The organism is Candidatus Cloacimonadota bacterium (genome assembly GCA_021734245.1).
In the GTDB taxonomy this organism is placed as follows: domain Bacteria; phylum Cloacimonadota; class Cloacimonadia; order Cloacimonadales; family TCS61; genus B137-G9.
This window is the reverse complement of record JAIPJH010000011.1, coordinates 24139-38578: the sequence shown is the minus strand read 5'-3', so window position 1 is coordinate 38578 and position 14440 is coordinate 24139. Positions and strand designations below refer to the sequence as shown.

The 14440-nt window shown below is 37.8% G+C and carries 15 protein-coding genes; 6 read left to right on the top strand and 9 right to left on the bottom strand.

The window, feature by feature from the left end; genetic code table 11:
* Window positions 1–6: 6 nt before the first annotated feature.
* The 4 genes from K9N40_03320 to K9N40_03305 are packed head-to-tail and all read right to left on the bottom strand — an operon-like array spanning window position 7 to window position 2287.
* A complete protein-coding gene (locus tag K9N40_03320) occupies window positions 7–339 on the bottom strand; it encodes a ribosomal L7Ae/L30e/S12e/Gadd45 family protein (GenBank protein MCF7813496.1) in 333 nt (110 codons plus the stop codon).
* Complete coding sequence (locus K9N40_03315; GenBank protein MCF7813495.1) at window positions 336–563, bottom strand: DUF448 domain-containing protein; 228 nt, start codon at window positions 561–563, stop codon at window positions 336–338. The genes K9N40_03320 and K9N40_03315 overlap by 4 nt, the downstream gene beginning before the upstream one ends.
* A 12-nt stretch (window positions 564–575) precedes the next feature.
* A complete protein-coding gene (nusA, locus tag K9N40_03310; protein ID MCF7813494.1) occupies window positions 576–1808 on the bottom strand; it encodes a transcription termination factor NusA in 1233 nt (410 codons plus the stop codon).
* 11 nt (window positions 1809–1819) lie between these two features.
* A complete protein-coding gene (locus K9N40_03305; GenBank protein ID MCF7813493.1) occupies window positions 1820–2287 on the bottom strand; it encodes a ribosome maturation factor RimP in 468 nt (155 codons plus the stop codon).
* Between the two features lie 313 nt (window positions 2288–2600).
* Between K9N40_03305 and K9N40_03300 the strand changes: the two genes are divergently transcribed.
* The 3 genes from K9N40_03300 to K9N40_03290 all read left to right on the top strand — a co-directional run bounded on the left by K9N40_03300 (window position 2601) and on the right by K9N40_03290 (window position 5162).
* Window positions 2601–3395, top strand: coding sequence for a beta-ureidopropionase (locus K9N40_03300; GenBank protein MCF7813492.1), 795 nt, complete (start codon window positions 2601–2603; stop codon window positions 3393–3395).
* The gene (locus K9N40_03295; GenBank protein ID MCF7813491.1) at window positions 3389–4621 is read left to right on the top strand and encodes a right-handed parallel beta-helix repeat-containing protein; all 1233 of its coding nucleotides are present in this window, start codon (window positions 3389–3391) and stop codon (window positions 4619–4621) included. Before K9N40_03300 ends, K9N40_03295 begins: the two co-directional genes overlap by 7 nt.
* Window positions 4622–4763: 142 nt before the next feature.
* Complete coding sequence (locus K9N40_03290; GenBank protein ID MCF7813490.1) at window positions 4764–5162, top strand: OsmC family protein; 399 nt, start codon at window positions 4764–4766, stop codon at window positions 5160–5162.
* 192 nt (window positions 5163–5354) lie between these two features.
* Here K9N40_03290 and trmFO read toward each other — a convergent pair whose 3' ends face one another.
* From trmFO to K9N40_03275, 3 genes are all read right to left on the bottom strand, one after another.
* Complete coding sequence (trmFO, locus tag K9N40_03285) at window positions 5355–6779, bottom strand: methylenetetrahydrofolate--tRNA-(uracil(54)-C(5))-methyltransferase (FADH(2)-oxidizing) TrmFO (protein ID MCF7813489.1); 1425 nt, start codon at window positions 6777–6779, stop codon at window positions 5355–5357.
* A gap of 128 nt (window positions 6780–6907) precedes the next feature.
* A complete protein-coding gene (gene queC, locus K9N40_03280) occupies window positions 6908–7585 on the bottom strand; it encodes a 7-cyano-7-deazaguanine synthase QueC (protein MCF7813488.1) in 678 nt (225 codons plus the stop codon).
* Between the two features lie 140 nt (window positions 7586–7725).
* Entirely contained in the window at window positions 7726–9153 is a 1428-nt protein-coding gene (locus K9N40_03275) for an NFACT RNA binding domain-containing protein (protein ID MCF7813487.1), read from the bottom strand.
* A 162-nt stretch (window positions 9154–9315) separates the two neighbouring features.
* Between K9N40_03275 and K9N40_03270 the strand changes: the two genes are divergently transcribed.
* The 3 genes from K9N40_03270 to K9N40_03260 all read left to right on the top strand — a co-directional run bounded on the left by K9N40_03270 (window position 9316) and on the right by K9N40_03260 (window position 12610).
* Window positions 9316–10818 (top strand): hypothetical protein, encoded by a 1503-nt coding sequence (locus K9N40_03270; GenBank protein MCF7813486.1) that lies wholly within the window; start codon window positions 9316–9318, stop codon window positions 10816–10818.
* 303 nt (window positions 10819–11121) lie between these two features.
* Window positions 11122–11880, top strand: coding sequence for a TatD family hydrolase (locus tag K9N40_03265; GenBank protein ID MCF7813485.1), 759 nt, complete (start codon window positions 11122–11124; stop codon window positions 11878–11880).
* The gene (locus K9N40_03260) at window positions 11873–12610 is read left to right on the top strand and encodes a tRNA threonylcarbamoyladenosine dehydratase (GenBank protein ID MCF7813484.1); all 738 of its coding nucleotides are present in this window, start codon (window positions 11873–11875) and stop codon (window positions 12608–12610) included. Before K9N40_03265 ends, K9N40_03260 begins: the two co-directional genes overlap by 8 nt.
* A gap of 164 nt (window positions 12611–12774) precedes the next feature.
* Here K9N40_03260 and K9N40_03255 read toward each other — a convergent pair whose 3' ends face one another.
* Together K9N40_03255 and rmuC are read right to left on the bottom strand one after the other, a co-directional pair.
* Window positions 12775–13098: a DUF1622 domain-containing protein gene (locus K9N40_03255; protein ID MCF7813483.1), complete on the bottom strand. Its 324-nt coding sequence runs from the start codon at window positions 13096–13098 to the stop codon at window positions 12775–12777.
* 14 nt (window positions 13099–13112) lie between these two features.
* On the bottom strand, window positions 13113–14432 hold the full coding sequence (gene rmuC, locus K9N40_03250; protein ID MCF7813482.1) for a DNA recombination protein RmuC: 1320 nt from the start codon (window positions 14430–14432) through the stop codon (window positions 13113–13115).
* Window positions 14433–14440: the final 8 nt, after the last annotated feature.

Below are 14440 nucleotides of genomic sequence, written 5' to 3'. Positions count from 1 at the left end.
TCCCCCTTAAATTTTCTTCCCCATTTTATCTTCAGGAATATCAGTTTTCTTCAGAATACCCTTGGCAAAATTATGATCTTCTACACTGATAATTCCCAGGTCTCTGGTTTTGAATGCTTCACCGAATTTTTCTTTTGTTCCTATTTCAATCCACTTCACATTACAGGCTTCCGAAACGTTTATCATTTCCGATTTCTGCCTACTTGCCAAATCTTCAGCCAGGATCAGCAATTTAGCATCACCTGCCATCAATGATCTTTTGCAGGCATCAAAGCCGACAATCAAATGACCGGCTTTTCGGGCCATATGAAGCAAATTCAAAACCTTTTCAATTTTCATTTAATCTTTCTTCCTTTTTTGGAAATCCATCTCTTCAACTTAGATAGGCAGTCATTATCATCACAAACATAGCTTCCCCGCTGCTGCAATTTCTGTTTCAGATCGAAGATCGGACTTCCTTTCACCACTATAAATCTTAAAAAATTATATTTCTCTTTTTTTTGCCGGCAGATCACACAAGTGCGCTGTGGCACATGATTAGCATGAGATGATCCATTCGACATAACTTCCTCATTTTAGAAGAATTTGGAAGATTCTTTGATCTTGTTAGCTGTTTTTTTACCAAGACCTTCCAGATTGCAAAGTTCTTCGATGCTGGCATCATAGATATCCTGCACAGAAGTGTAGCCATGTTCTTTCAGAACTTCGGCAACTTTGGCCGAAACTCCATCCAGATCGCTTACATGGCTGGTGATTCTTCTTTCTTCCGAGATCTTTTCTTCAAATTCTTCTTCTGTATAAATATCCAATTTGAAATCGGTAAGTTTGGCAGCCAGTTTCACGTTTTTGCCTTTCTTTCCGATTGCCAGATTTTTGTTGTCTTCACTTACTATTATACGAGCAAATCTGCCACGTTCCGCCAGATAAACTTTTTCTACCAAATCAGGTCCAATTGCGTTAGCAATAAGCTGTTCAGGAGATTCTGCCCAAAGTACTATGTCCACCAATTCGCCATTCAACTGATTACGGATCGATTCGATACGAATTCCTTTTTCGCCAAGGCAAGCAGCTGTAGCGTCGATGTTTTTATCATTGGAAATTACTGCAACTTTAGTTCTCATTCCAGGCTCACGCACGATCTTTTTTATATCGATGTCACCTGAATTTACTTCGGGAATTTCTGTTTCAAATATTCTTTTAACAAATTCCGGACGAGTTCTGGATAAGATCACGATCACATCATTTTTTCTTTTACGAATGTTGACTACGAAAGCTTTGATGATATCGCCAACTTTAAAATATTCATCTTCGATCTGCTCTTCCTTCGGCAGAAGTGCATCTGCATATCCTATATCTACTACGTAACCATTATAATCATCTTTAGTAACTTTTCCGGAAATGATCTGATCTTTCTGATTTTCATAATCGTCCATAATGCGATTTTCTTCCAATGCCTTAATGCGTTCCAAGATTGCCTTTCTGGCATTACGGATCACTTTCGGTTCAAAATCGGAAATATACATTTCCACGGGAATTAAGTCACCTAATTCGGCTTCGGGTTCATAATGTTTAGCTTCTTCCAGGGAGATTTCTCCCAAAGAAAAATCGCGTTCCACCACGATGCGATTAAATTTTGCCAGCACTCTGTTCGTATCAAATTCGGCAATGATCTTCAAATCATTTTCTTCTATCATCTTCTTTGAGATTGCCTGATATAAGCTTTCTTTTATGATCTCTGCCAGTTGATTTTTATCAAGTTGTTTCAAACTGGCCAGTTCGGCTAAAGAACTCATTAAGTTAGCACTCATAATTCCCTCTCTTAACTCTTCTTTTTATAATCGAAATAAGTTTTTGCTTTTTTTATATCACTGAATGTAATTTGTTTCATTTCATCTTTTACATCCAATTTCAAATAATCGGTTTCTACTTCTTTTAGAACTCCGATCACTGTTTTATTTTTATCTTCTGCCTGGAATGTTATCTTCAGTTTCTCGCCAATCGCACTCACGTAATGCTTCTTCAATTTCAATTCGCGTTCCAAACCCGGCGATGATACTTCCAGAAAAAATCGTTCAGCTATGAAATCATCGATTTCCAAACGATTCGAGATTTCTCTGCTAACTATCTGGCAATCACCAATGTTCACACCATCCAATTTTGTGATATAAACCAGCACAATAAGACCTTTGGAAGCACGCTTCAATTCCAGATCGTAAAGTGCTACACCCTGTTTTGAACAAGCTTCTTTAGCTATTTTCTCAAGTTTTTCCACCATGATTTTTTCCATGGTCTCTCACCTCACTTTTCATCTTTTCAGAGCCATTATAAAATAGCCCTTTTATACGACGAAACCACTGAATATCAGTGGTACTCTTTTATTACCAAAAAAATGCTGACCTTGGTCAGCTGATAATAAATATGCGCCTTTTTTAATTGTGTGATACAAAAAATCCCGACGTTTTAGTGTCAAGCATATTATTATAATTTATTATTTTATAATATTATAGTAAATTAATTTTGGAATGGAATCATTGACAAACTTGATTAAAATTAATTTATAAATTCTTAAGAAAATTATTAAATTTCGGAGGTTTTTTTTGATCTATAAAATCGGAGTATTACAATTCGAACCAAAATTTCTGAAAATCCAGGAAAATCTAAAAAAAATGGAAGAATTATTAGCCACGGTAAATGCTGATTTGGTTGTTCTTCCCGAGTTGGCAACTTCAGGATACTTATTCAAAACCAAATCTGAATTGGAAAAAGCTGCAGAACCAGCAAAAACAGGAGTCACGGCAAATTTATTCACAAGATTGGCGAAAGAAAAAAATACCAGCTATGTAGTTGGATTTGCCGAAAAAGATGGAGATAAATTCTACAATTCATCTTTGCTGGTAAATCCTGCCGGAACTATCCATGTTTATAGGAAGACCCACCTGTTTTACGAAGAAAAAAAATGGTTTCTTCCTGGTAATTCGGGACTAAAAGTTTTCGAAGCTAAAGATGGTGTAAAAGTTGGTCTTATGATCTGCTTTGACTGGATATTCCCGGAATCAGCAAGAACCTTGGCATTACGTGGAGCGCAGATAATTGCTCATTCCGCCAATCTTGTATTGCCCTGGTGCCAGCAGGCAATGATAACCAGAAGTTTGGAAAATCGTGTGTTTTCGATAACTTCCAATAGAACCGGAACTGAAAAAAATATGGATAGTGAATTAACCTTTACCGGTATGAGTCAGATACTTTCTACCAAAGGAGAAATTCTGCATCGCTGCACTGAAACTGAAGAAACTGTTCAAATCGTGGAGATCTACCCCGAAAAAGCTGATGACAAAAAAGTTACAGAATACAATCATGCTTTCAATGACAGAAGAACGGAGATGTATGAATGTTGAAAAAAATTCTGTTCTATTTGTTTGTAATTTTCATATTCCTGGTTATTTATTTTATCTCAAATCCCATATCTAAAACCATAACAATCGATAATGAAAATGATCTGATTGAACTATTTAAAACCAGCCAGAATAACATAATTGTAGAGCTGGCAAGTGGAGATTATGAACTGACTCCAACTCATTTTATAGATTCTACTTGTGCCAATTGTGAAGAACCCAAAACAACAAATCCGGCAACTTACGGACTTAAAATAAGTGGGGAAAACATTAAAATTATTGGCCCCAAAGACAGGTCGGCAGTTATTCACACTAATTCCGGATACGGACTTTATATTGTTGATTGCCAGGATTTCTATCTGGAGAACATTACAATTACGGATGGAATACGTGATTCAGCAGGGATGGCCGGCGATGCAGCGATCGTAGTAAAAAACAGCAGCGCAAAAATTCATAATAATCTGATCACGAATAATCTGGGTGATTCCTTGATGATCGTGAAAAATATTTCCGGAATCATGGGGATTTGCGGTCGTGAAAATTCGTATTTGGAAATTACCGATAATGACATCATTCGAAATTCCTGGGATGGAATTGCGCTTTTTAGAAATACAGAAGCGATCGTGACTGGAAATTATATCGACGGCATGGACAAAGCAGGTGGAAGAACTCCCAAAGGTGGCCGCGGAGTAGCAGTTGGCGTTACCTGGAATGCTAAAGCGAAAATCTCGAACAACTACATCGCGCGTTATTGGAAAGGTATCGGACTTTTCGTGGATGCCATTGGAATCGTGGATAACAACATAATTGAAGACATGAATACCTGGGGAATTTCTCTCTGGGATGCCAGTCGCGGAAAACCTCAAGGTTTCATCTCACACAATATCGTTTACGATACAGGAGCAATGGGAGCTGCGATCACTTCTTCAACTGAGGAAAATCCCGGTTTTTTCAAAGATAATATCATCGTGCAAACAGCTCAAAGCAAAGCTTATGATTCTCCCGATTATTACGGCTATCAATGCCCTTTTGCCTTGCACTTGGTTCCAGATGATTTTGTGATAGAAAATAACCTGTTCTTCAATAACCGCAGAGCAACCGAAGATTTGGATGATTTTGATGTTGATGAAGAAATATTTAATGTGAAATTGCAGGAAAAAATGGAGTGGATGAAGAGGATGAAATTTATTGGAAAATCGGAGTTCGGAAAAAAATTTTTTAATCATTAATTATTTTGTATAGAGTTTCGATAAAACGAAATTTCAAGGTCATAGTTTTTATTTCCCAAAACTATCATTTTAACCATAAATAATATTTGACATCATTAATTAAAAACTTAATTTTGTAGTAAAACTTAGGAGTTTTAATATGATGCAGTTAGAAGTTGGATTTCCCGGAAATCTGAAAGTGGAAGCAAAGATAAGAGATTTTTCTGTGATGACAGATCAACCAAAGCGCAGTGGTGGAGATGACTCAGCACCTTCTCCATTTGAATTATTTTTATCAGCATTAGGCACTTGTGCAGGAATTTACATCAAAAGTTTCTGCCAGCAGAGAGGCTTGGAAACAGATCAGATAAAGCTTATCCAGGATGTTGTTTTTGATATGAAAACCGGTTTGATAGATACAATTTCGATGCAGATATTTGTTCCGGAAGACTTTCCCGAACAATATCACAAAGCACTCATCAAATCTGCCAGTTTGTGCGCAGTAAAAAAGCATCTGCATGAATCGATAAAAATTGAAATAGATGTGGTGAAAAATAAATAATTTTAAATAAAGAAAATTCTTAAATTTGGCTATCACCGTGGCAGAGCCAAGGTGTATTTCGCTAAATTTATTTCAGCAAGCTGAAAATCGAATTTTCTTTATTTACCCCTCTCCGGCAACTGCCGGATCTCCCCTCAAACAGGGGAGAAAATTTGGAAAATCCCGATGCAGAGCAGCGAGGAATTCTTTCGATTAATTCCCATTGAAAAACAAAAACTGTTTTAAGTCTTTCAAACTTCTATCAGCAAGTTTCTGCTTTTTCAATTTCTTATCTTTGATTTTTTCAATCAACGGCGGCAACAGTCCAAAGTTTGCATTCATAGGTTGAAAGTTTTTTACTGGTGTTATCAAATGTCGCCAAAGTTGACCGGAAACGGTCGTTTCTGGTAAAATCATTGAGTTAGAACGACAGTCTGACTTAAGGATTTTAATTTTTTCATTCTCGTTCCTAAACTCCGGTATGGAAGCAGTTTTTTCTAACGAAACTCCTTTTCCGTAAGAGTGCAAACAGGATGTTTGCTTTACGTTCCTCGCAACCAGAATTCCACCTAAAATTGATTCTACGTAACCTTCCACACCTGCCAACTGACCAGCAATAAACACATTTGGTTTTGCCTGCAAAGATAAATCAGGATTCAGGATTTTTGGTCCATTTAGAAACGTATTGCGATGGATTGAGCCAAACCGCAGGAATTCAGCATATTGTAATCCTGGAATTTTACGTAAGATCTTTTTCTGATCTCCATATTTCAGCATCGTTTGGCAGCCAACTAAGTTATAAGCTGTTTTATCTGTGTTTTCTGCTCTCAGCTGAAATGCAGCGAAAGGACGTTTATCTGTTTTTGGATCTTCCAAACCGACTGGACGCATCACACCAAAGCGCAGGGTATCCTTTCCCCTTCTGACAAGTTCTTCTATTGGTGTGCAGTTTTCGTAAAACTGAAACTTGATATCTTCGAAAATTTGAGTTTCAAATTCATGAGCTTCATGTTTTTGCCCATTATTCAACACTGTTACGAAATCGTAATATTCATCACGGGAAAAGGGACAATTTAAGTAATCCGCTTCACCTTTATCGTATCGTGTTTTGCGATAAACTATATCACGGTCAATGCTATCCGCATCGATGATCGGAGCGATCGCATCGAAAAAATAAAGCTGATTTTTACCGATCAAATCGATCAGGTTTTGTGTAAGTGTGGAAGATGTTAACGGACCGGTAGCAACGATTGTCAGTTCATCATCAATCTCTGTAAATTCTTTTCTGATCACATCAATATTTGGATGATCTGAGATGATTTTTGTAACTTCATGTGAGAATTTTTCACGATCAACAGCTAAAGCAATTCCAGCAGGAACGCTGCAATTTTCTGCGATCGGAAGAAGTTTACAGCCCAGCATTTTCATCTCTTCTTTCAAAAGGCCGGAAGCAGTTGTTCTCAATTTTGATTTTAGCGAATTGCTGCAAACGATCTCGGCAAATTTATCTGTTTCATGGGCAGGAGTTTTCAGCTTTGGACGCATTTCAAAAAGCTTAACTTTCCAACCGGAATCTGCCAGCTGCAATGCTGCTTCACTTCCTGATAGTCCGGCTCCGATGATTTTTATGGTTTTCATGGAAATTTAATTTGCAATCTTGTTATTTTGTAGATAATTAAATATTATGAAGTCGATTTTTAACCCCCTTTAATTCCCCCTTCCAAAGGGGGACGAAAAGGAAAAAATCTTCTGTTCGTTGTTAGAAATCACCAATTCTGTTCCACTTCGTAAGGAATCGGATCTTTCAATCCTGCTGCTTTGAAAGCATTTACACGCAGCACACAACTGTCGCATTTTCCGCAGGCAATGTCGTTGTTGCGATAACAGCTCCAGCTGAGATCGAAAGGAACTTCCAGTTTTGCTCCCAGTTTGATGATCTCAGATTTTCTCTTATGAATAATAGGAGTAATTAGTTGGATTTCAGTTCCATCTTTTGTACCTTCATTCACTGCTTTCTGCATTGCTTCAAAATATTTTTCACGACAGTCGGGATATCCGGAACTGTCTTCTTCCATAGCTCCGATATAAATTTTATCGGCACCTATAACTTCTGCCCAGCTTACACCAATAGCAATTATATGGCTGTTTCTGAATGGTACGTAAGTATTTGGAATATTGCCATTTTCCTGATGATCTTTCACTTCTATATTTTCGTCGGTCAAACTTGAACCGCCAATTTGTGTGAGATAGGCAATATCTGCTATCAACACATCTTTCGGTTTAAAATAATCTTTCATTTTCCTGAAAGATCGCAATTCGCGTACTTCGGTTCTCTGACCATAATTTACGTGCAAAAAGTATAATTCGTCACACTCTTTTTTGGCAATTGCAGCTGTAACCAGACTATCCATTCCACCACTAACTAAAACTACTGCTTTACTCATTTATTCTCCTAAAATTCCATTCAAAATCTAAATTTAAATCTTTCAATATTTCCTTGTTTCTTAGGAGGTTTTTTGGTGTTGGGATTTTTGTCCAGCACAAATTACATTTAATTTAATTGAATGTTATTGAAATTTGAAAACTATATAAGGTTTTTCGCATCACGCATACTGAGCGGATCGACGTATAACGTCTTGTGGTTTGTGTAAGTTACGAAACCAATTGCTGAACCTTTTGGTTTTCGTACATATCGAATCTGAGTAAAATCTACAGGAACATTTCCCGATTTCTTTGCTTTGCTGTAATATGCAGCCAATCTGCAACAGATCAATTTCATTTTATCAGGAAGTTCACGCTTGTTCAAATTTCGCAGGATTACATGAGTTCCACGGAAAATTCTGGTGTGAAACCACCAATCATGTGATTTTGCCAAACGTGTGGTCAAAAAATCGTTTTCCCTGCTGGTTCTGCCAATATAGATTTCCCAGTTTTCATCCACTTTCAGCATTTTATATTTTTCTGTTTTGGAAGATGATTTTTTATTCTTTTCCCTTTCTTTATCGGGAAGTGCATCGCTTTCTTCGATCTCGATTATCTCCATTTCCAGATCATGAATTTCAGTTTCTGTAAGATCGATCTGCTGAGCTATTTTCACTTTTCCATCGCGAGCTTTGCGATACTTCTTGAAATAGTATTCCACATTCTGACTGGAAGATTTTTTTTCATCTAATTTTATCAGGATTTCAGGAAAATCATTCTCATAATAATTTGTAAGTTTTATAGACTTCATCCCGGTTTTTATCTTTGAAAAGTTTGCTTTCAAAAGCTCCGCCTGCTGTTTCCAGAATTCTTCTTTTGAGGCATCTTTCAGCTCATTTTTCAATTTGATGATTTTACGTTCTTTCTGCTTCAATTTCTTCTTTACTGCTTTTATTTTTGCTTTTTTGAACTGCTCGATTTTCTTGTGCAGAATTCCTTTGTAATAAAGTGCTTCAAAAGCAGAATTCATATCAGAAAAACCAGCACTTTCTGATTTTTCCAGTTTCAATTTTTCATTGAATTGTAAAGGATATTTTATTTCCTTTTCCTGTACTATGAAATCAGTTGGAGGTTCAGAATATGTAACTCCCGGCAAAACCTGACGATGAGTGTTTTCGGCAAAACTGATCTTGCGAAGGCAATCTATGATCTGATTTTTTTGTACAAGAATTACGTTTTGATAGCGCGGGATCAATTCCAGAATAAGCTGCATAGACTCCTGCTGATTATAAATATTGATTCTTTCAAAATGCAGAATTATTATGCGATCATCGGTTGCAATATCTATTTTTTTCAGTTTAGATTTCTCTAAATTCTGGTTAAATTGATTCAGGTCATTTCTATCGGAAAAAAGCAGAATATTCTTTTCAGTAAAAAAACAGAAACAATCATTTGCCAGACAGATCTGAAGCTGTTTTTTCTGTTTATTAAATTTTATAATGTATTGATCCTGATATTTTTGCATCGCTCGAAAAACCAGGTTCTGATCCTGATTTTCTTCAACCCATTTTTTTAGAAATCCGTACTGCATTTTCTCCTCAATTCTCTTTTATTCAAATCAAAATGAGAGGATATATTTGTCCATGAAAGAATTCATTAGCCTGCTTATACTCATCACGAAGAACGATAAAACTTGACATTTAACAACTATACTTCGATTTTCTTTCCATTGAAAATAAGATGGGAGGTATAGATGCACAGAAAAGTTTTTTTATTACTATTTACTTTGCTTGTTGGCTTGTCACTTCTGGCAGATGAATTAGCAACAGAGCCGGAAGGCGGTGGCGGACCATTTAGCATGGGCGGCGGCGTGGGAACCGTGATGTTTGGCGGTACAACTTACACACAGATCAGATTGACTCCGGAACTTGTCTTCGGTAAATTCGGGATTGGATTGGATATGGATCTGCTCATCGACAGTGACGGCAACGTTCGCGAATCAGACTGGGATCAGTTTGATGATTATGTGAACAAAATCTATTATATTCGTTATGGTCAGCGTGGTGATGCCTTCTTTGGAAGAGTCGGTGGATTTCCATCCTACTCACTCGGCTACGGACTTGTCATGAAAGATTATACCAATATGCTGCGTTATCCCGAATATCGACAATTGGGGGTACAATTGGGCGGAGAACTTCCCTTCATGGGAATGACAGCAGAAGTATTCACATCGAATGTTGTAGAAAACGACATCCTGGCAGGAAGATTGACAATCCAACCCCTGGCTGGTTCCAGCATTCCACTTTTGAAAGGTTTCACTCTGGGTGGAACAGTTGCGCATGATACCAATCAAATTAATGGTCTGATGGATTCGGATGAAGATGATTATCCCGATTACTTTGACGATTATCCTTATGATGAAGATAAACATAATGAAGTTGATGAAAACATCGATTACTGGCTGACTGGATATGTTTCCATAAACGGCGATTCCACAGGATTTCATAATTGGTTTTATAATGAGCCTTTCATAAATGGACAGCGCAATCCATCTTTTGGCGATCTGGGTGAAGATGACATTTCCGTTTTCGCTCTGGATTATACTTTACCGATCATTCAGGAAGATTTATTTGCGTTAGGTCATTACGCTGAAGCAGCCAAGATTGACGGGCATGGTATGGGATTTATCTTTCCCGGCTTTTATTCAAAATTCCTGATATTTGACATGAATCTGGAATTTCGCATCTATGAAGAAGATTTTGCACCTGCGTTCTTTGACCAATTGTATGATGAAGGTCGTGCAATGGTTGATCAAAACTCAAATACTGTAGTAACAAAAGAGGATTTACTGGTTTTTAGAACCAAATCTCAAGGCTGGTATGGAAGTTTATCTTCCAATCTCTTCAATTTCATTACAGTAACAGTTGCTTACGAAGATATGTACACCAAAGATCCCGATATTTCCGGAAATGAACATTATCGTTCGATCTGGGGAAAAGCCGGAATTAATACTTCCATTATTCCCAAACTTACCAAAGCAGAAATCGGATATTACCAGACTGGCTTCGATAAATTGGAAGAATTTAAAACTCCCGGTGCTGTAGTTGATGGAAAACTGGCTTACGGTTTGGGCGGTGGAGCTCAACTTGTTGGTGTTTACCAGGAACGTTACGTCGATCTGGATGGCAATGGTAAGATCAAAGGAAAAGATGAAACTGTAAAAACCATCAGCATGGGCGTAGAATTTCAGTTTTAGAAAATAATTTTTTAATAACCTTGCGCAGGTCAAATTCCCCTCTTGAGAGGGGTGCGGCTTTAGCCGTGGGGTGTGTCAAACCTCCGCAAGGTTATTTGTCCCCCTTCGGAAGGGGGAATTAAAGGGGGTTTATGATGACCCATTCTGCATTCCAAAGACCCCAAATTCGTGAAATCCTCCTCCTTAAAAAATTAGTTTAATCTGGTAAATATTTGAGCAAAATGATTCAAAAAAAAGTATGATGTATAATGAGATTCTTCCTAGAACAACGTGCAAGATACGTCAGAATGACGATAAAGAGATATGAAAAAATTCCTCGATGCACATTGCCATCTGGCAGATGAAAGAATGGCTTCTAATCTGCAAAACGAACTTGATGAAGCCAAAAAAGCTGGAGTTACCCGCTTCATTTCTTCTGCTCTTTGCCGGGAAGAATTTACCTGGCATCAGCAAAATCAATTTCCCGGAATGTATTGGAGTGCAGGAATTCATCCGTTTTACGAAAAGAGTGATGAAAAAGATTTCGAATTTCTCATCAAATTCTGCGATGAAAAACAGATCGCTGCAATTGGTGAGATCGGCTTGGACGGCAGAAATAAAAATTCTGAGTGGCAAAAGCAAATACTTCTGCAGCAGCTCGATCTGGCAGCAAATTATGATCTGCCGGTAGTTTTTCATGTTGTTCACAAATACTACGATCTGTATAAAATAATCAAAAATAATTTCCCGAAAATCCACGGCTATCTGCATGCTTTCAATTCTTCTCTGGATGTAGCAGAAAATTTCTCGAAATTTGATCTGGCTTTTTCGATTGGCTGTAAACCTCCTAAAAAAGAAGTTCTTCAATACATTTTTAATCGCAGCTTGATTTTGTGTGAAACAGATGCTCCATATCAGAAACCACATGATTCCAAAGAAGATTTCAATCATTTGAAAAATCTTGGTTTAGTTGTTGAAAACATAAAAAAAACTTGTAATTGTTCTTTCAATAATATATTCTCTGTTCAAAATAAAACAATAAACATGATCTTTGAAGATAAATTGGAAGTTAATAATGCTTGAGCAATTTTCCAGAACAGCACTTTTATTTGGTGATGAAGCGATAGAAATTTTCCAGAAAAGCAAAGTAGCTGTGATGGGTTTGGGTGGAGTTGGAAGTTATGCTGCTGAAGCACTTGCACGCAGCGGTATTGGCAGCTTTTTATTAGTCGATTTTGATACAGTTGGACTTTCCAATTTGAATCGGCAGTTACCAGCTCTGCACAGCACTATCGGTAAGATGAAAACAGAAGCGATGCGAGATCGAATTCTGGATATTAATCCCCAGGCTGAAGTAGAAATCTATTCTGATTTTTGCGCTCAGGAATCGCGGGATTTCTTGCTGAAAAATCTGGATTTTGTGGTTGATGCAATTGATAGTCTGGGCCCCAAAACGGGACTTCTGGAAAGTTGCATTAAAAAGGAGATCCCCGTGATCAGCTCGATGGGAGCAGCCAGTAGATTTGATCCCGCTCAAATCGAACTTGTGGATATCTCCAAAAGCCGTATTTGTCCACTGGCAAAAAAGGTGCGAAAATATCTGCATCGTCGTGGAATTCGCAAAGGAATTCCGGTAATTTATTCCTACGAAAAACCAATCCCGCAATTTGATCATGCAGCGGGAGCGGAAGCAGAATGGGTTTCCGGTCGGGGTAGAAAACGCGGAACTTTAGGTTCGGTGGTTTATTTGCCGGCAATCATGGGAATGTGGGCTGCCAGTTACGTTCTGCGGAAATTGGCAGGGAAATTTTAGCTCACGAATTAACACAGATTACACAGATTATTTCTCTTCTAATTTTCTTGTTCCTAAACCTGCCTGCCAGTTCTTAGTCTCGATTTCTCGGGACGAAGATTGGTTTGGGAACGCATTTAAACTTCCTTTGGAATAAAAATCATTTCTTAATTCTGAATAATTTTTTACTTCTCTGTCATCTGTTCAATATCTCGCACCAGAAAGTAGTTCAATAATGTTCGAATGGCGATAATAGAAGCTAATTGACCAATATCATTCCAGGTTGGAGCGATGGTAGTTTTCAAGATGCTGGCGCCGATCAGAAAACCCAGTCCCAGCGAAAAGGCATGGCCAATTTCCAGACGGCTTTCTTTGATGGCTTCTCGAGCTTCCTTCCTGGTAAAAATATCCGCAAGAAATATCAAGAAGGCTTTTACGATGCCAACACCGATTACACAGATAGCTGCCAGATGGGCAAAATGAGCAGCCCAATTTACGATTACAATAATTACCTCTCCCACTTTTACTCCTCATCCTGCAGTAATAAATCTTCCTGAACAAATTTCTCAGGAATCTGCTTTTTGGCTTTTGCCCCAAGTTCTTCAATTTTTTTAACTCGAGAAATTAAATTTCCTTTTCCTGAAACCAGTTTTTTAATCGAATCATCATAAGCTTTTTTGGTACGATCCAGATTTACATCTATTTTTTCCAGGTCTTCCAGAAATCCATAAAATTTATCCAGAAGATTGCCGCTCTGACGGGCAATTTCCATGGCATGCTGAGTTTGATTTTCCTGCCGCCAAATAAAAGAAATCGTACGCAACGTAGCCAGCAACGTGCTGGGGCTCACTATTACGATTTGCTTATTCAGGGCATACTGATAAACTGTACTGTCGTTCTGCATCAGGATGGAAAACACACCTTCGATGGGAATAAATAGAAATACAAAATCGGGAGAATTTACATCTTTCAGATCATGATAATGTTTTTTGTAAAGTCCTTCGATATGAGATTTTACGGAAATATTGAGAGCTTTTAAATATCCGGTTTTCTGTTCTTCACTTTCAGATGAAACCATTCTTTCATAATTTACCAGTGAAACTTTGGAATCGACGATTAGATGTTTGTTATCAGGAAGTTTCACGACCACATCGGGCTGCATTCTCTGACCTTCTTCGTTTGTCATGCTAACTTGTGTATCGTACTCTATCCCCTTTCGCAAACCAGATTCTTCCAGAATTCTTTCCAGGATCACTTCCCCCCAATTTCCCTGCATTTTCGCATCACCTTTCAAGGCTTTCGTCAGGTTATTGGCATCATCGCTTATTTTTTTATTCAATTCTTTCAAATTTTTTATCTGCTCGATGAGCGAAGTGTGGCTGATCCTGTTTTTTTCGTTGGACTGCTCCACTTTACTTTCAAAATCTTTGATCTTTTCTTTGAGCGGATTTAAAAGTTCATCAAGATTGGTACGATTTTGTTCAGTGAATTTCTTGGTTTTTTCTTCCAGGATTTCGTTTGCCAGATTTTTAAAAGCATCGGTAAATTTGGTTTGCAGTTCTTCGATTTCCTTTTTCTGAGAATCGAGTTTTTCCTGGAAATTTTTATTCAAAGTTTCCAGTTTGGAACGTTCCGATTGCAGGTTCGTGTTATTTTCTCTAAGTTCAGACAGCTCAGATTCCTTCTTCCCAAGATCTTCCCGCAGAATTTCGTTTTGAGCTGCAAGTTTATCTCTTTCTTCTCGAATGATCAATTCATCATTTCCACCCGATTTGGATTTCAAAAAGAAACCAATGATCACCGAGCCAATAATGATTGCAGCAGCTATAATGACAAATTCCATTTTACCTC